The sequence below is a fragment of the Mesorhizobium cantuariense genome, from assembly GCF_042647205.1.
GTDB lineage: Bacteria > Pseudomonadota > Alphaproteobacteria > Rhizobiales > Rhizobiaceae > Mesorhizobium > Mesorhizobium cantuariense.
Genome location: NZ_JBHRVD010000001.1, coordinates 6,805,967 through 6,826,005, shown reverse-complemented (window position 1 = coordinate 6,826,005; position 20,039 = coordinate 6,805,967). Strand labels below are relative to the sequence as shown.

The window sequence follows — 20,039 nt, the reverse complement described above, 5'->3', positions numbered from 1 at the left end:
GATCCACGCATCTCGGTCCTCCTTTTCATCAGGCCGACGCCGGCGTTGGCAAGCCGCCGACCATTGCCGACATAGCTGCCTTGGCATAAGGGGCCCACGACCGATGCCGCGCCAACAGGGACCTTTGCTTGGCCTGATCAGGGACCTTGGTCCCCCGCGTTGCGCAGTTGCGAAGGGTCGGCTGCCGAGATCGTGGAATGCGGTTGAAAGCGTTTGAGATGTCACGAAAATGTGATCGACCGGATATAAGGGGTTAAACACGCAGCACGCTCCAGCCATCCCCAAAAGCCAGAGGCAAGCCCCAAATGACCGAACATCGCTTCCCCGACGCCCGATTCCGCACCAGCCTGCTCGAGGAAAACGACGGCCCGGCCACCAACCCCACCGACAACCGCACCATGGGCGAGATCATCGCCGCGCGGTTCTCGCGCCGCGGCTTCCTTAGGGGTTCGCTGGCCGTCTCGGCCATCGCCGCAACCGTCAGCCCGCTGGCGCTGATCAGCGCCGACGAGGCCCGGGCCACTGAGGCCTCCGCCTTCGCGTTCGACGAACTGGAGGCCGGCATCGACGACAAGCATCATGTCGCGCCGGGCTACGATGCCGATGTGCTGCTGCGCTGGGGCGACCCGCTGTTTGCCGATTCGCCGGAGTTCGACCCGACGAAACAGTCGGCGCAGGCCCAGGCGAAACAATTCGGCTACAACAACGATTATGTCGGCTATCTCCCGATCGACGGCTCGGCCGAACACGGCCTGCTGGTCGTCAACCACGAATACACCAACCCGCATCTGATGTTCCCGGGCATCGTCAAGATCGTCGAAAAGGACGGCAAGAAGTCGGCGGAAGTCGCACCACTCTCGAAGGAGCAGGTCGATGTCGAGATGGCGGCCCACGGCGGCACCATCGTCGAAATCCGCAAGGACGGTGGCAAATGGCAGGTGGTGCGCGACGGCAAGCTCAACCGCCGCATCACCTCCAACACCGAAATGGCGCTGTCGGGTCCGGTTGCCGGCCATGACCGCGTCAAGACCAATGCCGATCCATCCGGCACCAAGGTATTGGGTACCGTCAACAATTGCGCCGGCGGTGTCACGCCTTGGGGCACCTATGTCATGGCCGAGGAGAACATCCACGGCTATTTTTCCGGCGAATTGCCGGAAGGCCACAAGGAAGCCGCCAACTACAAGCGCCTCGGCATTCCCGAAGGCGCCTATGAATGGGCGGCGCACTATGACCGTTTCGACCTTGCCAAGGAGCCGAACGAAGCCAACCGCTTCGGCTGGATCGTCGAGGTCGATGTCAACGATCCGACCTCGACGCCGAGGAAGCGCACCGCCATGGGCCGCTTCAAGCATGAGGGCGCCGAATCGATCGTCGCCAAGGACGGCCGCGTCGTCTTCTATCTCGGCGACGACGAGCGCTTCGACTATGTCTACAAGTTCGTCACCAAGGCGGCGTTCAATCCCAATGACCTCGCCGCCAACAAGGATCTACTCGACGACGGCACGCTGCATGTCGCCAAATTCGCCGAGGACGGCACTGTCGAATGGCTGCCGATCGTCTTCGGCCAGGGGCCGCTGACGACTGAAAACGGTTTTGCCAGCCAGGCCGATGTGCTGATCGAGACGCGCCGCGCCGCCGATTTGCTCGGCGCCACCAAGATGGACCGCCCCGAGGACATCCAGCCCAATGCCGTCAACGGCAAGGTCTATGTGATGCTGACCAACAATTCGAAGCGCAAGGCCGACCAAATCGATGCCGCCAACCCGCGCGCCGAAAACGCCTTCGGCCACATCATCGAGATATCGGAGGACGGCGGCGATTTCGCCGCTGCGAAGGGCAAGTGGGAAGTGCTGTTGAAATGCGGCGATCCTTCGGTGGCCGATGTCGGAGCCACCTTCTCGACGGCGACGACGGCCAATGGCTGGTTCGGCATGCCCGACAATTGCGCGGTCGATTCGACTGGGCGCCTGTGGGTCGCCACCGACGGCCAGGGCCCGAAGGCCACCGGCCGCACCGATGGCCTGTGGGCGGTGGACACGGAAGGCCCGGCACGGGCGACCTCAAAGCTGTTCTTCCGCGTGCCGATCGGCGCCGAAATGTGCGGCCCGCTGTTTGCGCCGGATGACCAGACCGCCTTCGTCGCTGTCCAGCATCCGGGCGACGGCGGCGATGACTGGGAAGCGTTCGGCCGCCCGTCCTACTATGAGGACCTGTCGACGCGCTGGCCCGACTTCAAGCCCGACATGCCGGTGCGGCCGGCGGTCGTCGCCATCACCAAACAGGGCGGCGGCAAGATCGCGGTCTGATATCAGGCACTCGTCTGCAATCTCAAGGGAGGGACTTCGGCGACCCGAAGCCCCTCCCTTTTTCGCGTGAAATCAGTCAAGCCTCGGGAAAGATTGGCAATTTAAACGTGGCGCCCTAGGTCTTTATCAGGAGATCGCCATGCCGAAGTCCATCTATGACCGTGGCCTGCTCAAACCCGACGACATCGCAAGGCTGCAACGCGTGTTCGACGAAGCCTGCCGGCGGCGCGAAGCACACCCCGAATCGGCGGAGGCGCGCGAACTTGCGCTGACCCTGCTTGCCCTGCACAATGCCGGCATGGTCGAAGAGGATATGCTGATGGAGGCCGTCGGCTTCCGGCGGCTCGAGCCGAAATCAGCGTGATGCACCGGATCGGTGGGAGGCGGAACCTGCAATCCGTTTGGCGATCGCCTTGGCCAGGATGCCGGCATTGGCGAAGCAGCCGCGAATGCTTGGCCGCATGCCGGTGAACCACAGGCCGGGCAGTTTCGGATCGGCCTGCCCGCCGTTGAAGAGCGGGACGCCCTTGCCGTCGAGGACGCCGAGCTTGCCGACCATGGGCTCCAGCCCGGTGCGATAGCCTGTCGCGGCAATGACGATGTCGGGGTCGATCAGGCTGCCATTGGCCAGGATCACGCCGTCGCGGGTGAATTCCCGTATGGCCGGCACGACGGTGATCTTGCCGGTCTTGATGGCGTGAACGGCGCCATCGTCGGCGGCGATCGCGGTGTAGTCCGAAGTCAGGCGGCTGGCCCCACCCGAAGGTGCGGGCGGCATGCCGAATTTGGTCAGGTCGCCGAAAACCAGGCGTTGCGTCGCCGCGATCACCGCATCGGCGACCCGCAAGGGCAAGCGCGCCATGAACGGCGAAAGCCGATGCACGGCGATCTTGGCGATCCGCTTGGGCAGAAGGGCGGGGCCGTTGCGGGCCGACAGCCAGATGGCGGCCGTGTCTATGTCGGCCAGATGATTGAGCGCGTCGAAGCCCGAATTGCCGGCACCGACGACCAGGACTTTTTGGCCCGCATAGGCCTGCGCGTCGCCAAAATCCGCCGAATGGATGGTGCGGCCGCCGAAATCCTTCATGCCTTTCCATTTGGGAATGAAGGGCTGCCTGTCGCGGCCTGTGGCGATGACGACATTGCGGGCCAGGCGCAGCCCGGCGCTGGTCCACAGCGCCCAGTGATCGCCCTTGAACGCGATCTCTTCGACAGCAACGCCAAACTGCACCGGCAGCCGGTTCTCCTCCCTGAAATCATTCATATGGCGGATGACGACCGTCCTGTGCGGAAAGGCAGGGGTGCCCGGGGGATAGGCAAGACCAGGCAGCGAAGAAAGATCGCGGTGGGTGTTGAGATGCAACTGCTGGTGCCGCCGGTGCCAGGGCTCGGCCAGCCGGCTTTCCTTTTCCAGGATCGCCGTCGGCACGCCGGCGTTCATCAAGGCATGCGCCGCGGCCAGTCCGGCAACACCGGCGCCGACGATGATTGCCGGCTCGACTGTCACCGGCAGGTCCGTAACCGATCTGATTGTCGTATCAGTCATTCACTCTCGAATCCCATTCGACCGTCCTGCCACAAGGCTCGCAGCACGCTGTAACCGTTTGATCCCGCGCAGGACCCATCAAGCAAACCGCCGCCGAATTTCGAGCCACGCGAATTTCGAGCCGTACGCTGGGCTGCGGTTGCGCTCTATATGGCATATGCGCGATATCAGCGGTAATCAGGTCGCGGCAATGTGATTGATTCGAGGCCTGGGGGGCTGGCGGGTCTCTGTTATCCCCCACGCGTATGCCCGGAATCGAGTTCGGTTTTTCGAGGTCATGCGCAGAATCAAAATGTTACAGCAACCTTGCGCGACTTAAACGCGCGGCGCTGTGGCGGCACGCGGAATCTCGACCATGCCCTCCTTGCGGATCTATTTCGACAAAATCCTCGAGGGTGCCTCGCCCAAGGTCGAGCGCCAGGCGCTGACCCATGTCGAACGCCTGGCGCTGGTCCGCCGCCATGGCGACTTCTCGCTCGCCTATTCGACCGCCGTTCAAAACAAGCTTTCCTATTTCGGTGACGCCGACGGCTACATCGCCTTCGGCACCAAGATGAGGCATCATTTCGCGCTCGGCGATCCGGTGGCGGCACCGGTGCATCGGCCCGACTACATCAGACGCTTCGTCGAGACCGCCGGCAGCCCGTGGTTCGTGCAGATCGGCGAGGAGACGGCGCGCGTGCTGGCCGGGCTCGGCTACAAGGTCAATCGGTTCGGCATCGACACGCGCATCACCCTGCCAGCCCATGATTTTTCCGGAAAGCGCAACGAGACCGTGCGCTACTCCGAGCGCTGGCTGTTGAAGAAGGGCTTTTCGTTCGAAGAGGACAAACGCACGATCCACCTCGACGAGATCGCCCGGCTCTCCCAAAATTGGCGCGGCGACCGCATCGTCAAGCGTTGGGAGATGGGCTTTCTCAACCGCCCGTTCGCCGACCATCTCGGCATGGACATGCGCCGTTTCGTCCTGCATGGCCCCGATGGCGAGCTGGTCGCCCTGCTCGACTTCGACCCGCTATTTCGCGACGGCAAGGTCATCGGTTACACCACCGCCTTCAAGCGCAAGCATATCGATGCCTCGCCGCATGCCGAGATCGGCCTGACCAAATTCGCCGTCGACCGTTTTCGCGAACAAGGCATCTCGATGGTCACGCTCGGCCTGTCGCCGCTCGTCGACATCGGCCCGAGCGGCTTTGCCGAAAGCGATTCCTGGCGCAATGCCTTCCAGCGCGCCTACGATTCGCCCTGGATCAACCGCCGCAGGTTCAACCTGCAAGGCCAGGCGGCGTTCAAACGCCGCTTCCACGGTGTCGAGGAGCCGGTCTACCTCGCCTTTCGCGAGGGGACCTATGTGGAGATGCTGGGGCTGCTGCGGCTGGTCAAGGCGATCTGAGGCTGGTTCCTCGCAGCCCCGATCAGTTCCTCAGCCGGTAGCCGGTCTTGAAGATCCAGGCGACGATGGCTATGCAGACGGCCAGGAAAACGACGGTCATGCCGAGGCTGATGCCGACCGAGACGTCGGACTTGCCGTAAAAGCTCCAGCGGAAGCCGCTGATCAAATAGACGACCGGGTTGAACAGCGTCACCGTGCGCCAGATGCCGGGCAACATGTTGATCGAATAGAAGCTGCCGCCGAGGAAGGTCAGCGGCGTGATGATCAACAGCGGCACCAGCTGCAGCTGCTCGAAGCTCTTGGCCCAGATGCCGATGATGAAGCCGAACAGGCTGAAGGTCACCGCCGTCAGCACCAGGAAGGCGACCATCCACACCGGATGCAGGATGGTGAGCGGCACGAACAGCGAGGCGGTGGCCAGGATGATCAGGCCGAGGATGATCGACTTGGTCGCCGCACCGCCGACATAGGCGATGACGATTTCAAGATAGGAGACCGGCGCCGACAGAAGCTCGTAGATCGAACCGACGAATTTCGGGAAGTAGATGGCGAAGGAGGCGTTGGAGATCGACTGCGTCAAGAGTGACAGCATGATCAGTCCCGGTACGATGAAGGCGCCATAGCTGATGCCGTCGATCTCGGTGATGCGCGAGCCGATGGCCGAACCGAAGACGACGAAATACAGCGATGTCGAGATGACCGGCGAAACGATGCTCTGCAGCACGGTGCGGAAGGCTCGCGCCATTTCCATCCGGTAGATCGCCCATACCGCACGAAGATTCATGGCCACGCGGAGGTTCATGGCTCTCTCCTCACCAGATTGACGAAGATCTCCTCGAGCGAGCTGTTTTGCGTGTCGATGTCGCGGAACTGGATACCGCCGGCCTCGAGATCGCGGATGAGCGAGGCGACGCCCGGCCGCTCGGCCTGGTTGTCATAGGTGTAGGTCAACTGTCCGCCATCGGGCGACAGCTCCAGCGCGTAGCGCGAGAAGGCTTCGGGAATGGCCGTCAGCGGGCTGCGCAGTTCCAGCACCAGCCGCTTGCGGCCGAGCTTGCGCATCAGTTCGGCCTTGTCCTCGACCAGGATGATCTCGCCGCGATTGATGACGCCGACGCGGTCGGCCATCGCTTCGGCTTCCTCGATATAGTGCGTGGTGAGGATGATGGTGACGCCATCCTCGCGCAGCCGGCGCACCATCGCCCACATGTCCTGGCGCAGCTCGACATCGACGCCGGCGGTCGGCTCATCGAGGAACAGGATGCGCGGCTCATGCGACAGCGCCTTGGCGATCATCAGCCGGCGCTTCATGCCGCCCGACAGGGTGATCGCCTTGGCGTCCTTCTTGTCCCACAGCGACAGGTCGCGCAGCACTTTTTCGACAAAGGCCGGGTTGGCCGGCTTGCCGAACAGGCCGCGGCTGTAGTTGACCGTCGCCCAGACGCTCTCGAAAGCGTCGATGGTCAGCTCCTGCGGCACCAGGCCGATCAGGCTGCGGGCGGCGCGGTAATCCTTGTTGATGTCGTGGCCATCGACCGTGACGGTGCCCGACGAGCGGTTGACGATGCCGCAGACGATCGAGATCAGCGTCGTCTTGCCGGCGCCGTTCGGACCGAGCAACGCAAAGATCTCGCCACGCTGGATGTCGAGATTGACCTCCTTGAGCGCGGTGAAACCGGTGGCGTAGGTCTTGGAGACCCCGGAAATAGACAGGATGGAGGGCATGGATGAAAACGGCTGCTTGAAAGAGGTCCCCTGATATAGGCCGAATGTCGTTCCATGCAACCGGAAGTCAATGCCGCTGCTGACAGTTCTCGACAATCGTGGGACGCGCAGGAGATCGAGGAACTCGTGCGCCTGATGCGCAAGTTCGCCGACGCGCTCGGCGAACTACCGGACACCGGCGCATAGGCTGGGCACTGCACGCATGCGTCATATCGCCAAGGCGCTGCGGCGTTCCGCCTCGCGGCGGGACGCCGCTTTGACCTGGTCCGGCATGCGCCCTATTCTTCAACCATTAGAAGCAGCCGGAGCCCACCATGGACCCGCTCATCCTGTCGCGCATGCAATTCGGCGCGAATATTTCGTTCCATATATTGTTTCCGACGATCACCATTGCGCTTGGCTGGGTGCTGCTGTTCTTCAAGCTGCGCTACAATGCGACCAACGATTCCGCCTGGATGCGCGCCTATTTCACCTGGGTGAAGGTGTTCGCGCTGTCCTTCGCCATGGGCGTGGTTTCGGGCGTCACCATGAGTTTCCAGTTCGGCACCAACTGGCCGGGCTACATGGAAAAGGTCGGCAACATCGCCGGGCCGCTGCTGGCCTACGAGATCCTCACCGCCTTCTTCCTCGAAGCGGCATTCCTCGGCATCATGCTGTTCGGCTTCCGCCGCGTCTCCAACCGCATCCACACGCTGGCGACGGTGCTGGTGGCCGGCGGAACGACCGTCTCGGCCTTCTGGATCATCGCGCTCAATTCCTGGATGCAGACGCCGGCCGGCTTTGAGATCCGCGACGGTGTGGCGCATGCCGTCGACTGGTGGGCGATCGTCTTCAACCCGTCGATGCCCTACCGGCTCACCCACATGCTGCTGGCCTCAGGGCTGACGGTGTCGTTCCTGATCGCTGGCCTGTCGGCGCTGCGCTATCTCTACGGCGACCGCTCGGAATCGATGTGGAAGGCACTGCGCACCGGCGTCTTCACGGCGGCGATCCTGATCCCGATCCAGATCTTTGCCGGCGACCAGCATGGGCTCAACACGCTGGAGCATCAGCCGCAGAAGATCGCCGCCATGGAGGCCAACTGGAACACCGGCCCCAACGTGCCGCTGGTTCTCTTCGCCCTGCCCGACGAGGCGGCCAAGGAAAACAGGTTCGAGATCGCCATTCCCGATGGCGCCAGCCTGGTGCTGCGGCACAGCGCCAGCGGCGTGGTGCCAGGGCTGAACGACTACCCTGGCAACCATCCGCCGGTGTTCCCGGTGTTCTGGGGTTTCCGCATCATGGTCGGCACCGGCATATTGATGCTGCTCGTCTCATGGTCGGCGGCCTTCTTCCTCAAGCGCCGGCACAGCCTGCCGAAGCCGCTTGCCATGCTGATGGTGCCGATGGCGCTGTCGGGCTGGCTGGCGACGCTGGCCGGCTGGTACACCACCGAAATCGGCCGCCAGCCCTGGCTGGTGACGGGCGTGCTGAAAACCGCCGACGCGGTCGGCCCGGTGGCCGGCAGCCATGTCGCGCTGACGCTGGCCATCTATCTCATTCTCTACGTGCTTTTGCTGATCGCCTATCTCGGCGTGCTGGTGCACCTGGCGCTGAAGGCGGCGAAGGACGGCGATTCATCGCCGCTGCCGGGCGTGCTCAACGCGCCGATGTCGCAGCCGGCTGCGGGAGAGTGACATGAGCTTCGACTGGCCAACCGCGCTTCCGCTGATCTTCGCCGGCCTGATGGGCCTCGCCATCCTGATCTACGTCATTCTCGACGGTTTCGATCTGGGCATCGGCATCCTGTTTGCCGCAGCCGAAGACGCCGAGCAGGATACGATGATCGCTGCCATCGGCCCGTTCTGGGACGCCAACGAGACCTGGCTGGTGCTGGCCGTCGGCCTGCTGCTGGTCGCATTCCCGCTGGCGCATGGCGTGATCCTGACCGCCCTCTACATTCCGGTCTTCGTGCTGCTGGTCGGGCTGATCCTGCGCGGCGTCGCCTTCGATTTCCGCGCCAAGGTGCCGACCGAGCGCAAGCACCGCTGGAACCGTATATTCTTCCTCGGCTCCATCATCGCATCGCTGGCGCAGGGCTACATGCTGGGCGTCTATGTGCTGGGCCTCGATGTCGGCCTCAGTGGCATGGCGTTCGGCGTGCTGGTGGCGTTCTGCCTTGCCGCGGCCTATGCGGCGATGGGCGCGGCCTGGGTGATCTACAAGACCGAAGGCGAATTGCAGAAGAAGGCGGTGCGCTGGCTGCGCACGACGCTGGTGCTGACCGCGCTCGGCATGGCGGCGGTGTCGCTGGCGACGCCGTTCGCCAGCCCGCGCATCTTCGACAAATGGTTCGTCTGGCCCTCGATGCTCTATCTGTCGCCGCTGCCGATCCTGTCGGCGCTGCTGTTCCTGTGGCTCTGGCGGCAGACCTTCCATCTGCCGAAGCCCGACGACCGCCATTCGCTGACGCCGTTCCTGACGCTGGCCGCCATCTTCGCGCTCGGCTTTGCCGGCCTGGCCTGGTCGTTCTACCCCTTCGTGGTGCCCGATCGCCTGACCATCTGGCAGGCGGCTTCGGCACCGGAGAGCCTGGCCATCATCCTGGCCGGCACGGTGGTCGTGCTGCCGGTCATCATCTTCTATTCGTTCTATGCCTACCGGGTGTTTGGCGGGAAGGCGACGGATCTGACCTATGACTGAGACGTGATCTCCCCCCTCGAGGGGGAGATGGCCGGCAGGCCAGAGGGGGTCGGTCCGACCGGACGCGACATCTTATGCGGCGAAAGAAGAAGTTAGAGCGGGATGAATTTAGGTTGGGCATATCCGGCCTCAGTGAAGTAATTTCGGCATTCGGTTGAAGTGACGGTGCCGAGGATTTGGCCGATGGCGTCACAGACAGTTTCGACTGTTCGCTTGGCAGCCTTGCGCAGCCAGTGCTTGAGCTTGGCGAAGAGCTTCTCGATGGGGTTGAGGTCGGGCGAGTATTTCGGCAGCAAGAACAGCCTGGCGCCGGCTGATCGAATGGTGCGGCGCACGGCCTTGCCCTTGTGCGAGCCGAGATTGTCCATGATGACGATGTCGCCGGACTTGAGGGTTGGGACAAGAACCTCATCGACATAGAGCTGGAAGCGCTCGCCGTTGATCGGTCCGTCGATCAGCCATGGTGCTTCGACACGGTCGTGGCGCAGCGCCGCCAGGAAGGTCATGGTCTTCCAATGGCCGTGCGGCACCTTGGCTTTGATCCTCTCGCCGCGCGGCGCCCATCCCCTGAGTGGAGCCATGTTGGTTTTGGTCCATGTCTCGTCGATGAACACCAGGCGGGAAGGATCGATACGATCCTGATATTTTGCCCACTGTGCCCGCCGGCGCGCCACATCTGGGCGATCCTGCTCGGCCGCGATCAGCGTCTTTTTTTGTGACTGAGCTTCTCGGCGTGGACGAACTCCCATACCGAGCGGTAATCAACCTTCAGGCCGCGCTCAGCCAGTTCGGCCACCAGTCCGCGCAACGTGAAATCAGCGGCCCGGCAGCGCAGCAACAGCCACTCCCGATGCTCTCCGGCAATGTTCTTCGGTCTGTGCCCACCCATCTTGCCGGGCGCAAGACTGCTCGTCTCGCGCAAGCGGCTTACCCATCTGATGACGGTGCTGATCCCAACCCCAAAGCGCACTGCTGTCTGCCGCCGCGACAGCCCCTCCTGCTCAACTGACGCTACAACCCGTTCGCGAAGATCCATCGAATAAGGCTTGCCCATCCATGCCGGCCTCCTTGTCCAGCCAGCATGTTGAATCAGATTTGCAAGCCTTAGGGAATCCCATCCGATTCAGCCTCAATTCATTCCGCTCTAGCGCTCCACGCGCGGCGACCCCCTCTGTCGCCTTCGGCGACATCTCCCCCTCGAGGGCATATGCGCTAAGATAGCTTCGGCATGGACTGAAATTTGCGCTTTCGTGGTGGCTCACGCCTCGATGTCGCAAGGCATGGAGATTTTGGCGCAGGGCTGCCAAGGGAGGTTGAGCAAAGATCGCTGCGATCAGAGAGGCGACGATCTGGCGGGTGGCGCGCCACAGCAGCGGGCGCCCGTCGCTCAAGGGGGAGAGACACCCAACTCCTGCGAAAGGGGTTCGGTCACAAGCGCGATGAGGAAGTGGGCAAGAATCCAAGGCTTTGCGATCCTTGGGTCTTTGGCTGGAGGCGCGCGCAGTCCGATCAGGCTCTTCAGACGCTTGAAGGCGAGCTCGATGCGCCAGCGCATGCGATAGAGCTTGAGAACTGTGCCGGAGGGAAACTCCTCCTGGTCAAGCGAGGTCACAAGGATGACAAAGCCGGCGGCAATCAGCGTCTCCGGTTGAACCTGCTTGCCCTTGGCCTTGGCTTCCTTGTTGATTTTGCGCCGCGCTTCTTGTGTCGCAGCCTCGGATTTGCGCAAGGCGATCAGGCGCATCTTCAGGGGCTCGCCCTTCTTGAGGCCCAGCCAGACAGGCGTTTCGATGACCTCCTCCCGGCAGCTCTTCAGGTGGCCGATGAGATCGAACGCCTTGCCGTTGGCGTCGAGCCATCGCACATTCTTCCACGGCGCGCGCACGACAACGTCGCCGTCTTGCGCCATGACCTTTGCGATCCGCTCGGCCTGCAGATAGGCGCGGTCGCCGATGCGGATCTCGCCCGGCACCACCGGCACGCGGTCGATCAGCTCGGCCTCGCTCTGGTCGGTGATCTCGAGGAAATCGAACTGCTCGCGCTCAAGATCGAAGGCGCAGTGCATACGCCAAAGGCCATTGTTCTTCTTCTCATGCACACCCGCCTTGGCAACCGATGTCGCATCGAGGATGCGGATCAGCCGGCCCTTAGGCAAGCCTTCCTCCTCGCGCTTCAAAAGGTGCCCGATCAACTGCTGCAGCCACGGCCCTGCATTGCGCAGCCGGCCGAGCAACGCCACGTCCGAGATGTCGGCGATCCCGCTTGCCGCCGCCCAGGCCACGACGCCCCGCATGCCCACCTTGCCAAGGCAGTAAGCCAGTGTCAGGCGCAACAGATCAGTAGCCGACCTGACGCCCCGCGGCCGCAGAAACGCCTTCGTCTCGCGGGCACTCCCTGCAATCAACTCTTCACCGCCGAGGAGCTCAATCGTCTCGGCCCAGCCGTCATCTACAAGCGATTCGTGAGTCATCGCAGCGTAGAATCACAACCGATTCCCCACTGCAACACCTATCTTAGCGCATATGCCCTCGAGGGGGGAGATTACCAGCGCTCAGCTCAATTGCTCGCCGACAGCACCAGCACCGGCTTGTCGCTGTACAGCGTCGGGAACAGTGCCCTCAGGTTCGCCACCTTGGGCAGGTCGTTGTAGACGATGTAGGGATAGGTCGGGTTCAGCGTCAGAAAGTCCTGATGATAATTCTCGGCCGGATAGAAGGTCTTGCCGGTTTCCAGCGTGGTGACGATCGGTTTCGGAAACACCTTGGCCTGGTCGAGCTGGGCGATGTAGCTCTGCGCGATCTTCTTTTGCGCATCGTTTTCGGCAAAGATCGTCGAGCGGTACTGCGTGCCGGAGTCCGGACCCTGGAAATTCAGCTGGGTCGGGTTATGCGCGACCGAGAAGTAGACCTGCAGCAGCTGGCCGTAGGTCACCTCAGACGGATCGTAGGTGATCTCGACGGATTCGGCATGTCCGGTGCGGCCTGAGCCGACCGTCTCGTAGACGGCGGTGTCCTTGTCGCCGCCGGCGTAGCCGGAGACGGCCTTGGTCACGCCCTTGACGTGCTGGAAGACGCCCTGCACGCCCCAGAAGCAGCCGCCGGCGAAGATTGCCTTCTCACTGCCGGCAGCGGACTTCTCGTCCAAAGCCGGCGGCGGGATCTTCACCGCGTCCTCGGCCGAAACCGCCGGCGTTAGCCAGAAGGCGGCGCCCGCGGCGGCCAGCGCAAGGGCGGCAAGAGCGCCCTTGATATACCCGAACGAACTGTTGTGCTTGATGTCGGTCATGGCTGCACTCCTCATGGCTTCCATTGGGATCAGTCTATTGGATCAGTTACGATGGCGCGATGTGTGAGTTGCGGCGGAGCCTCACATTCGCGTGCGCCCCGGCTGGACAGGGAGCCCGCCAGGGACAGAAGGCCGCGAACCAACGTTAGTTGGCAGGGGCCATGGCGTCCGCGGCGGGTTTCATGGCATCGGCAGCCGGCTTCATCGCGTCGGCGGCCGGCTTCATGGAATTGGTGGCCATAGGGTCGGCGGGCTTCATTGCATCCGTTGCGGGCTTCATCGCATCGGCGGCGGGTTTCATGGCATTGGCTGCCGGCTTCATCGCGTTGGTCGCGTCATCGGCACGGGCGATGCCGCCGGCAAACAGCGCCGTCGAACACAAAGCGAGAGCGAGCGCCGGCAGCGTCAGGCGGGACAGAACGATCATGATGGTCTCCTTGGGGTTGGTCGTTGAAGGGCGCGCTTTCGGCGGCCGGTTCTTGCGACGCCGCTCATGCGGCGCTGCGCAATCTCTTGTTGAAGCGTGATCTAGTTTGTCGCAGCGGCCAAGATCGGCCCGCCACCGGGCGACTGCACGAGCACGGCGGTGCTCAGGCCGTCCGAAGCTGGCGGCAGATCCAGCGCCGTGGCGTCGCCGGTCCAGCTGCCGAGCTTTTTGAGCGAATGGACGACATTGGCGTGCGGCAAGGTGCGGCCAGTGTTCTCACCGCGCGCCACCGGCACCTCGACGACGCCTTTGGCATAGCGCACCAGCCAGACATCGGCCCGGCCGGCCGGCGCGGCGCCAGCGCCGATGCTGATCTTGCCGCCTGCGAGCGACAGCGACGGCCCACTGGTGCGGCCAGTGCTTGCGATCAGGTTCTGGATCTCGCCGGGTGCGGCGCCGACGACATCGGCATGGCCGTTGACCACCACTTGCGGCGTGAACGGCCCGTCATGGCCGAGCGGCGGCTCGTAGCTGACCTGGTGCTGGGTGAATTCCTGGCGGCCGAAAGTGTCCTTCCAGCCGAGATAGTCCCAGTAGGTGACGTTGAACGACAGCGCCAGCACGCCGGGCTGGTCCTTGACCTTGATCAGATTGGCGTTGGCCGGCGGGCAGGACGAGCAGCCCTGGCTGGTGAACAGCTCGACCACGGTGAGCGGCTGGGCGGCTGCCGCAGCGAGCGACACGGCGAGCGCAAGCGCTGAGAGGCTGAACACTGTGACGAACTTGCAGGACATCGGCTTGCTCCGTGGGCGGCGGCGCCTGGATGCACCGCTCATGTCCCCACTTCGCTGCTGCCACGGACTTCGTTACAGCGCTCACCGGTTTGTGATGAAGGTTCGGGAGATTCCAGGGAAAGCCGGAGGGACAGCACCCCCCTCTGGCCTGCCGGCCATCTCCCCCGCAAGGAGGGAGATCGACCCTCATCACGGCTTTCGCCAATCACCAACTTCGCCAGAGGAGCGCGGCCAACGAAGCTGCCAATCTCCCCCCTTGCGGGGGAGATGTCCGGCAGGACAGAGGGGGGTGCGAAGGATCGCCAGGCCTCACAAGCCCGCAGGGCGTTGAGCCTTCAGCGTCTACTGCGTCAGCCGCGTGTTGTTTGGCCGCTTGTTGAAGTCGCACATGCCGGTCACGTTGTAGAAGAAGTCGGCGTTGCTGACAGGCGCCGGAACCGCGTTGCCGCCGTCTTCCCAGGCCTGGTAGCCTGTGGTGCCGCAAGGCACGATGCTGAAGATATCAACGATCTGGCCGGTCGCGATCTCGTTGTAGTTGATGGGGGACTGCGGATTCGTCGGATCCGATCTAAGGCCGTTATAGAGCCGGTTGGAGGTGGCCGGATCGTTCGACATGAGCTTCTTCGGGTTGCCCGATGGCACGTCCATCTGCAGAGTGAGTCCGCTCATCTGGCTGACGTCGATTGACGCACCGGCGGCGTTGCCAGGAGACATCGTGTCGACACAGTAATAGTTCGTGCCAAACTTGTCGGTGTTGAGCGTCACCCCGGTGGGCGGGTTTTTGCCGACCTTGCAGACCTGCGTCTGGGCCACCGTGGCGACGCCCAAACTGTCGATCTTGCTGACCGTGGTGGTGCCGTAACCTTTTGGATCTGTGCCGCCGCCATAGACATATTTGATCGTCATCAGCGGCTTGGCCCCCAACGTCGAACCGAATTGGGTGCCGTAGAGCGTCATTGTCTTGCTCCAGTAACCCGACACGCCGGTGACCTTGAAGGTCGCCTCCACCAGGGCCGGCGCCTTGTTTACCGCCGACGTGACGCCGATCGCCACCGTGGGGATCCTGGCGATCTGCATGAACACGGTCTTCATGGCAAAACTCGCCGAGGCCTGCGCGGTGGCGGTGCCGTTGGCGCTGACGTCGAAGCTGTTCAGGGTCGCTGTGCCCTGTCCGCCGTTTTCTCTGTAGGTATCCTGCAGCACCACCTGGCGCTGCGGCTTCGTCGAGGCCGTATCCATCGTGGTGATCGACAGGATCGCTGCATCGAGTGCCGCCTGCTCGGCCGACCTGGTCTGGACCGCCGAGGTGTAGTCGACCGAAAAGCCGACCGCGGTGATCAGCGGAATCATGATGGCGATGAGGATCGGCGCAATTGAACCGCTCCTCGACTCGATAAACCTGCCTGCAAGCCCCCGCATGCCTTCGTCCCCGCCAGAAATATTCTCCCCGCTAACATGCCGATCGCAAATTTTGCTCTAACGCACTTGGTTAAGATTTATCGATTTTTCGAGAATTCCCCCGACAAAGCCGATAAACGCCCACACCTAGCCCGGCAGCGGGCCGCACCGCTTGCCCCGGCAGCAGCCCTTGCGCCGCAAGCCTTGCCGCCGCTTGCCGCCCCTGCTAAAGCGCGCGCCATGAGCACACCCCTCGACCACATCCGGAATTTCTCCATCGTCGCCCATATCGACCATGGCAAATCCACGCTTGCCGACCGGCTGATCCAGCTGACCGGCGGGCTGGAGCTGCGCGACATGAAGGAGCAGGTGCTGGACTCGATGGACATCGAGCGCGAGCGCGGCATCACCATCAAGGCGCAGACGGTGCGGCTGAAATACCACGCCAACAATGGCGAGGACTATATCCTCAACCTCATCGACACGCCCGGACATGTCGACTTCGCCTATGAAGTGTCGCGCTCGCTCGCCGCCTGCGAGGGTTCGCTGCTGGTCGTCGACGCCAGCCAGGGCGTCGAGGCGCAGACGCTGGCCAATGTCTACCAGGCGATCGACAACAACCACGAGATCGTCGTGGTGCTGAACAAGGTCGACCTGCCGGCCGCCGAGCCCGAGCGCATCCGCGAGCAGGTCGAGGAGGTGATCGGGATCGACGCCTCCAACGCCGTGCTGATCTCGGCCAAGACCGGCCTTGGCATTCCCGACGTGCTGGAGGCGATCGTCCACCATTTGCCGCCGCCGCGCGAAGGTGATGCCGCCGCGCCCTTGAAGGCGATGCTGGTCGACAGCTGGTACGACGCCTATCTCGGCGTCATCGTTTTGGTGCGCATCATCGACGGTGTTTTGAAGAAGGGCCAGACCATCCGCATGATGGGCACCGGCGCCAAATACCTGGTCGAGCGCACCGGCGTGTTCACGCCGGCCCGCATCAATGTCGACGAGCTTGGCCCCGGTGAGTTCGGCTTCTTCACCGGCTCGATCAAGGAAGTGGCCGACACCCGCGTCGGCGACACCATCACCGAGGACAAGCGCTCGACGGCCAAGGCGCTGCCCGGCTTCAAGCCGGCGCAGCCGGTGGTGTTCTGCGGCCTGTTCCCGGTCGACGCCGCCGATTTCGAGGATCTGCGCGCCGCGGTCGGCAAGCTGCGCCTCAACGACGCCTCCTTCTCCTTTGAAATGGAAACCAGCGCGGCCCTCGGCTTCGGCTATCGCTGCGGCTTCCTTGGCCTGTTGCATCTGGAAATCATCCAGGAGCGGCTGGAGCGCGAGTTCAACCTCGACCTGATCGCCACGGCACCCAGCGTCGTCTACCGGCTGCTGCTCACCGACGGCTCGATGAAGGAATTGCACAACCCGGCCGACATGCCCGACGTGGTGAAAATCTCGGCCATCGAGGAGCCGTGGATTCGTGCCACCATCCTGACGCCTGACGATTATCTCGGCGGCATATTGAAACTCTGCCAGGACCGGCGCGGCATCCAGGCCGACCTGTCCTATGTCGGCAAGCGCGCCATGCTGATCTACGACCTGCCGCTCAACGAAGTCGTCTTCGATTTCTACGACCGGCTGAAGTCGATCTCCAAGGGCTACGCCTCGTTCGACTATCACCTCACCGACTACAAGGAAGGCGACCTGGTGAAGATGTCGATCCTGGTCAATGAAGAGCCGGTGGATGCTCTTTCCATGCTGGTGCACCGCACGGCGGCGGAAAAGCGCGGCCGGCAGATGTGCGAGAAGCTGAAGGAACTGATCCCGAACCACCTGTTCAAGATCCCGATCCAGGCCGCGATCGGCGGCAAGGTCATCGCCCGCGAAACCATCTCGGCGCTGCGCAAGGATGTCACCGCCAAATGCTACGGCGGCGACGTCTCGCGCAAGCGCAAGCTGCTGGACAAGCAGAAAGAAGGCAAGAAGCGGATGCGCCAGTTCGGCAAGGTGGATATTCCGCAGGAGGCGTTTATCCAGGCGCTTAAGATGGGGGATTGAGAAGCCGGTTGGCGCGCTAAGCGCGCCAAGCCATCGATCCGGTGGATCGATGGCAGGCTTCGAAAGCGGGGGAGCTGCCGGAGGCAGCAGGCCCCCCGCCAGCGCGGCGCTGAAGCTGCACGATTGGGATCAAGCCATCGGTGCCGCGCCGCGCCGCTCGAGCGCGGTCTTGCGGATGATTTCCGCGATCTCCGGGCTGCTGCTGCACAGCATCTGGAAATCCGCCGCGTGCAGCGACAGGAGTGAGACCGCCGTTGCGGCGCTGACGGTCGCCGAACGCGGTTCGCCGCTGATCAGCGCCATCTCGCCGAAGAAGGCGCCAGGGCCAAGCTCCACCGGGTTCGGCGTCGCGACGCTGACGCGCCCCTCCACGACGAAGAACATCTGATCACCGGGCTCGCCATTGCGGCAGATCACGGCGCCCGCCGGCACCGTGCGAGGTCTTAACGCGCGCACGATCTCGACGAGCACGGCTGGGCCGAGCTTCTGAAACAGCGGCACGGCCGCGACCAATTGCCAATTGCGGACGAATTCCCCGCGACGGACTTCTTGATAGAAGCCCGTGGCAAGAATGCCGGCCCAGAGCGCGAAGATGCCGATGCCACTCATCATGACCACCCCGGCAAGGACGCGGCCGGCGAAGCTTTGCGGAATGGCGTCGCCATAGCCGGTGGTGGACAGCGTGACCACCGCCCACCACATTGCCTGGGGGATGCTGCCGAACTTTTCCGGTTGGATGTCGCGTTCGATGACATAGGCCGCGAGCGCGACGCCGAACAGAACGACGCCGAAGAGTGTGGTGACGCCGATCAGGTTGCGCGCTTCGTTGGCCAGCACCCTGCCCAGGACCGGGAAGAAAGTCGAGTCGCGCAGCGGTTTCAGCAGCCAGACAGCACAGTAGAGGCTCCGGTCGGGCGTGCCGATGAGCAGAAATGCGGCGAGTGGAACCATGACCGCGAGCACATCGATGACGATTGCCGGCGTCCTGTTCCGAACGTCTCCCGCCCGGCGCTTGAGCAGCGTCTCGGCCATCTGCAGGAGATAGGCGCCCCAAATGACAGCGAGCAGAGCAGCCAGAGCCAGTCTGCTTCGTCCGGACATGTTCGGCATCGTGAGCGCAGCCACCGCCAGAAGCCCAGGCGCAGCCAACACCGCGTTGAGCGGCGCGTAAATTCTCAGGAAAGGCAGTATCGACATTCTGTGCCCACGAGCGGCTACTACTCTCCAGGATAGAATGCCTTCAAGGCAAGCGCAAAGGTGCTTGCTGTCGCTGCGCTGTGCCGATATCGGTTCTCGGGCAAGGCTAACTTTGTCTGCTGTGGACGCGGACCGCTCTCTCGACAGTCTCCGCTTTTTCTCTCTCGCTCCCTTGTCAATTTCGAGCCGACACCGGAGCCGCGCGGGGAAGTCAAACAGGCAAGAGCGCCTCGCCATCGGCGAGCATTGGATCAGACACCGCCCTGCAGTATCCTTATCCTTGAGCCAGCTTGGGGGAGACATCACATGCGTTCCACTCTCGACACCATCGCCGCGATCGGCCTCGCCATCGGTGGCGCCTTCGGCCTCGCCGGCACCTTCGTCGCCAGCGCGCCGCTGCGCGAAACACTCTGGACGATCGACGGCGCGGCGCTGGTGGTCGCCACCGCGCTGCTGACCATGAAATACCAGCGGCTGGGTAATGACTGCGTGGCGGCCGGATTCCTGACCTTCCTGGCCGGCGAGAGCCTGCTGCTGGCCGGCAATGCGGCGGGGCTGGAGGCCAGCGTGCCCTCCTATGTCGGCGGCATCTCGCTTTGGGCGGCGGCACTGGTCATGGTCAGCGTGCCGAAGACTTTCGCCCTGTGGATGCGGCTCACCGCGGTCGTGGCCGCCGTGCTGTTTGTTGTGTCGGCTTGCATGATCCTCTGGGGCGCGCCCTTGCTGCCGACCTCGGCGCCGCTGCCCGCCGCCGGCTATCCATTCCTGGTGCTGACCTTTGTCGGCTGGATCTGGACGCTTCTCAGGCCTGCGCGGTGAGCTGGTCAGGACGCGCGCATTGACAGGCGCTGTCGCCGGACGGCGCCTTTTTCAATGACGCAACGGGCATACCAGTCCGCACCAACCCTGAGTTGGTTGATCGCGCAGACTCGGAGCGGTAGAAAACTCGGGCGGCGGACCTTAATCAGTTCGCCAGTGGCCGGCGCGGGCTCAGGCAACTGCCTCACCGGCATTCGCGCCGGCCATTTCCTGCCGCATCCGGCCGACGTTGGCGCCGCCCCTCATCTGGCTGCCGCCATCTTCTCCCCGTAAACGGGGCGAAGGACGCTGCCGTTGATGATTTCGCCAAACGCCAACCTTGCAAGGAAGGCGCCGGCGTTGCGGTCAGCCTCTTTCGCCCCGTTTACGGGGAGAAATGCCCGGCAGGGCAATGAGGGGCGGCGCTGACCTGCGATAG

The 20,039-nt window shown here is 63.4% G+C and carries 18 protein-coding genes; 8 read left to right on the top strand and 10 right to left on the bottom strand.

What is annotated here, in order from left to right; translation table 11 throughout:
- Positions 1-305: 305 nt before the first annotated feature.
- The gene (locus ACFOJ9_RS33395; RefSeq protein ID WP_378985600.1) at positions 306-2,309 is read left to right on the top strand and encodes a PhoX family protein; all 2,004 of its coding nucleotides are present in this window, start codon (positions 306-308) and stop codon (positions 2,307-2,309) included.
- 139 nt (positions 2,310-2,448) lie between these two features.
- On the top strand, positions 2,449-2,673 hold the full coding sequence (locus tag ACFOJ9_RS33390; protein WP_378985598.1) for a hypothetical protein: 225 nt from the start codon (positions 2,449-2,451) through the stop codon (positions 2,671-2,673).
- Here the strand turns inward: ACFOJ9_RS33390 and ACFOJ9_RS33385 are convergent.
- A complete protein-coding gene (locus ACFOJ9_RS33385) occupies positions 2,665-3,855 on the bottom strand; it encodes a flavin-containing monooxygenase (RefSeq protein ID WP_378985596.1) in 1,191 nt (396 codons plus the stop codon). The genes ACFOJ9_RS33390 and ACFOJ9_RS33385 overlap by 9 nt on opposite strands.
- A 355-nt stretch (positions 3,856-4,210) precedes the next feature.
- Here ACFOJ9_RS33385 and ACFOJ9_RS33380 point away from each other — a divergent pair, with 355 nt between their 5' ends.
- On the top strand, positions 4,211-5,248 hold the full coding sequence (locus ACFOJ9_RS33380; protein ID WP_378985594.1) for a phosphatidylglycerol lysyltransferase domain-containing protein: 1,038 nt from the start codon (positions 4,211-4,213) through the stop codon (positions 5,246-5,248).
- A gap of 22 nt (positions 5,249-5,270) precedes the next feature.
- On the opposite strand, the gene ACFOJ9_RS33375 is transcribed toward ACFOJ9_RS33380, so the two are convergent.
- Together ACFOJ9_RS33375 and ACFOJ9_RS33370 are read right to left on the bottom strand one after the other, a co-directional pair.
- Entirely contained in the window at positions 5,271-6,032 is a 762-nt protein-coding gene (locus ACFOJ9_RS33375) for an ABC transporter permease (RefSeq protein WP_378988212.1), read from the bottom strand.
- 14 nt (positions 6,033-6,046) lie between these two features.
- Positions 6,047-6,973, bottom strand: coding sequence for an ABC transporter ATP-binding protein (locus tag ACFOJ9_RS33370; protein WP_378985592.1), 927 nt, complete (start codon positions 6,971-6,973; stop codon positions 6,047-6,049).
- A gap of 54 nt (positions 6,974-7,027) precedes the next feature.
- Here ACFOJ9_RS33370 and ACFOJ9_RS33365 point away from each other — a divergent pair, with 54 nt between their 5' ends.
- The 3 genes from ACFOJ9_RS33365 to ACFOJ9_RS33355 all read left to right on the top strand — a co-directional run bounded on the left by ACFOJ9_RS33365 (position 7,028) and on the right by ACFOJ9_RS33355 (position 9,655).
- A complete protein-coding gene (locus ACFOJ9_RS33365) occupies positions 7,028-7,159 on the top strand; it encodes a hypothetical protein (RefSeq protein ID WP_378985590.1) in 132 nt (43 codons plus the stop codon).
- Positions 7,160-7,287: 128 nt separating this feature from the next.
- Positions 7,288-8,649 carry a cytochrome ubiquinol oxidase subunit I gene (locus ACFOJ9_RS33360; RefSeq protein ID WP_378985588.1) on the top strand — a complete coding sequence of 454 codons (1,362 nt, stop codon included), beginning with the start codon at positions 7,288-7,290 and terminating at the stop codon, positions 8,647-8,649.
- Position 8,650: 1 nt separating this feature from the next.
- Positions 8,651-9,655, top strand: a complete 1,005-nt coding sequence (locus ACFOJ9_RS33355) for a cytochrome d ubiquinol oxidase subunit II (RefSeq protein WP_378985587.1) — start codon at positions 8,651-8,653, stop codon at positions 9,653-9,655.
- A gap of 92 nt (positions 9,656-9,747) precedes the next feature.
- Here ACFOJ9_RS33355 and ACFOJ9_RS33350 read toward each other — a convergent pair.
- The 6 genes from ACFOJ9_RS33350 to ACFOJ9_RS33325 form a co-directional block, all read right to left on the bottom strand.
- Positions 9,748-10,709, bottom strand: a protein-coding gene (locus ACFOJ9_RS33350) for an IS630 family transposase (protein WP_378979495.1) whose coding sequence is annotated in 2 segments (ribosomal slippage) — positions 9,748-10,368 and positions 10,371-10,709 — 960 coding nt in all. Because the reading frame shifts where the segments join, the coding sequence is not laid out codon by codon here.
- Positions 10,710-11,042: 333 nt separating this feature from the next.
- Positions 11,043-12,125, bottom strand: coding sequence for a transposase (locus ACFOJ9_RS33345; RefSeq protein ID WP_056580349.1), 1,083 nt, complete (start codon positions 12,123-12,125; stop codon positions 11,043-11,045).
- An 86-nt stretch (positions 12,126-12,211) separates the two neighbouring features.
- Positions 12,212-12,940, bottom strand: a complete 729-nt coding sequence (msrA, locus tag ACFOJ9_RS33340; RefSeq protein ID WP_378985585.1) for a peptide-methionine (S)-S-oxide reductase MsrA — start codon at positions 12,938-12,940, stop codon at positions 12,212-12,214.
- 145 nt (positions 12,941-13,085) lie between these two features.
- Positions 13,086-13,367 (bottom strand): hypothetical protein, encoded by a 282-nt coding sequence (locus ACFOJ9_RS33335; protein WP_378985583.1) that lies wholly within the window; start codon positions 13,365-13,367, stop codon positions 13,086-13,088.
- 101 nt (positions 13,368-13,468) lie between these two features.
- On the bottom strand, positions 13,469-14,161 hold the full coding sequence (locus ACFOJ9_RS33330; RefSeq protein ID WP_378985581.1) for a DUF1223 domain-containing protein: 693 nt from the start codon (positions 14,159-14,161) through the stop codon (positions 13,469-13,471).
- A 342-nt stretch (positions 14,162-14,503) separates the two neighbouring features.
- On the bottom strand, positions 14,504-15,580 hold the full coding sequence (locus tag ACFOJ9_RS33325) for a TadE/TadG family type IV pilus assembly protein (RefSeq protein WP_378985579.1): 1,077 nt from the start codon (positions 15,578-15,580) through the stop codon (positions 14,504-14,506).
- Positions 15,581-15,799: 219 nt separating this feature from the next.
- On the opposite strand from ACFOJ9_RS33325, the gene lepA reads away from it, so the two are divergent.
- A complete protein-coding gene (lepA, locus tag ACFOJ9_RS33320; RefSeq protein WP_378985577.1) occupies positions 15,800-17,605 on the top strand; it encodes a translation elongation factor 4 in 1,806 nt (601 codons plus the stop codon).
- Positions 17,606-17,734: 129 nt separating this feature from the next.
- Here lepA and ACFOJ9_RS33315 read toward each other — a convergent pair whose 3' ends face one another.
- On the bottom strand, positions 17,735-18,802 hold the full coding sequence (locus ACFOJ9_RS33315; protein WP_378985575.1) for a cyclic nucleotide-gated potassium channel: 1,068 nt from the start codon (positions 18,800-18,802) through the stop codon (positions 17,735-17,737).
- Between the two features lie 306 nt (positions 18,803-19,108).
- Here ACFOJ9_RS33315 and ACFOJ9_RS33310 point away from each other — a divergent pair, with 306 nt between their 5' ends.
- Entirely contained in the window at positions 19,109-19,621 is a 513-nt protein-coding gene (locus ACFOJ9_RS33310) for a hypothetical protein (RefSeq protein ID WP_378985573.1), read from the top strand.
- Positions 19,622-20,039: the final 418 nt, after the last annotated feature.

Coding starts and splice junctions, on each gene's coding strand:
- ACFOJ9_RS33395 (WP_378985600.1), top strand. CDS start 306: ATGACCGAACATCGCTTCCCCGACGCCCGATTCCGCACCAGCCTGCTC.
- ACFOJ9_RS33390 (WP_378985598.1), top strand. CDS start 2,449: ATGCCGAAGTCCATCTATGACCGTGGCCTGCTCAAACCCGACGACATC.
- ACFOJ9_RS33385 (WP_378985596.1), bottom strand. CDS start 3,855: ATGACTGATACGACAATCAGATCGGTTACGGACCTGCCGGTGACAGTC.
- ACFOJ9_RS33380 (WP_378985594.1), top strand. CDS start 4,211: ATGCCCTCCTTGCGGATCTATTTCGACAAAATCCTCGAGGGTGCCTCG.
- ACFOJ9_RS33375 (WP_378988212.1), bottom strand. CDS start 6,032: ATGAATCTTCGTGCGGTATGGGCGATCTACCGGATGGAAATGGCGCGA.
- ACFOJ9_RS33370 (WP_378985592.1), bottom strand. CDS start 6,973: ATGCCCTCCATCCTGTCTATTTCCGGGGTCTCCAAGACCTACGCCACC.
- ACFOJ9_RS33365 (WP_378985590.1), top strand. CDS start 7,028: ATGCAACCGGAAGTCAATGCCGCTGCTGACAGTTCTCGACAATCGTGG.
- ACFOJ9_RS33360 (WP_378985588.1), top strand. CDS start 7,288: ATGGACCCGCTCATCCTGTCGCGCATGCAATTCGGCGCGAATATTTCG.
- ACFOJ9_RS33355 (WP_378985587.1), top strand. CDS start 8,651: ATGAGCTTCGACTGGCCAACCGCGCTTCCGCTGATCTTCGCCGGCCTG.
- ACFOJ9_RS33345 (WP_056580349.1), bottom strand. CDS start 12,125: ATGACTCACGAATCGCTTGTAGATGACGGCTGGGCCGAGACGATTGAG.
- msrA (WP_378985585.1), bottom strand. CDS start 12,940: ATGACCGACATCAAGCACAACAGTTCGTTCGGGTATATCAAGGGCGCT.
- ACFOJ9_RS33335 (WP_378985583.1), bottom strand. CDS start 13,367: ATGATCGTTCTGTCCCGCCTGACGCTGCCGGCGCTCGCTCTCGCTTTG.
- ACFOJ9_RS33330 (WP_378985581.1), bottom strand. CDS start 14,161: ATGTCCTGCAAGTTCGTCACAGTGTTCAGCCTCTCAGCGCTTGCGCTC.
- ACFOJ9_RS33325 (WP_378985579.1), bottom strand. CDS start 15,580: ATGCGGGGGCTTGCAGGCAGGTTTATCGAGTCGAGGAGCGGTTCAATT.
- lepA (WP_378985577.1), top strand. CDS start 15,800: ATGAGCACACCCCTCGACCACATCCGGAATTTCTCCATCGTCGCCCAT.
- ACFOJ9_RS33315 (WP_378985575.1), bottom strand. CDS start 18,802: ATGTCGATACTGCCTTTCCTGAGAATTTACGCGCCGCTCAACGCGGTG.
- ACFOJ9_RS33310 (WP_378985573.1), top strand. CDS start 19,109: ATGCGTTCCACTCTCGACACCATCGCCGCGATCGGCCTCGCCATCGGT.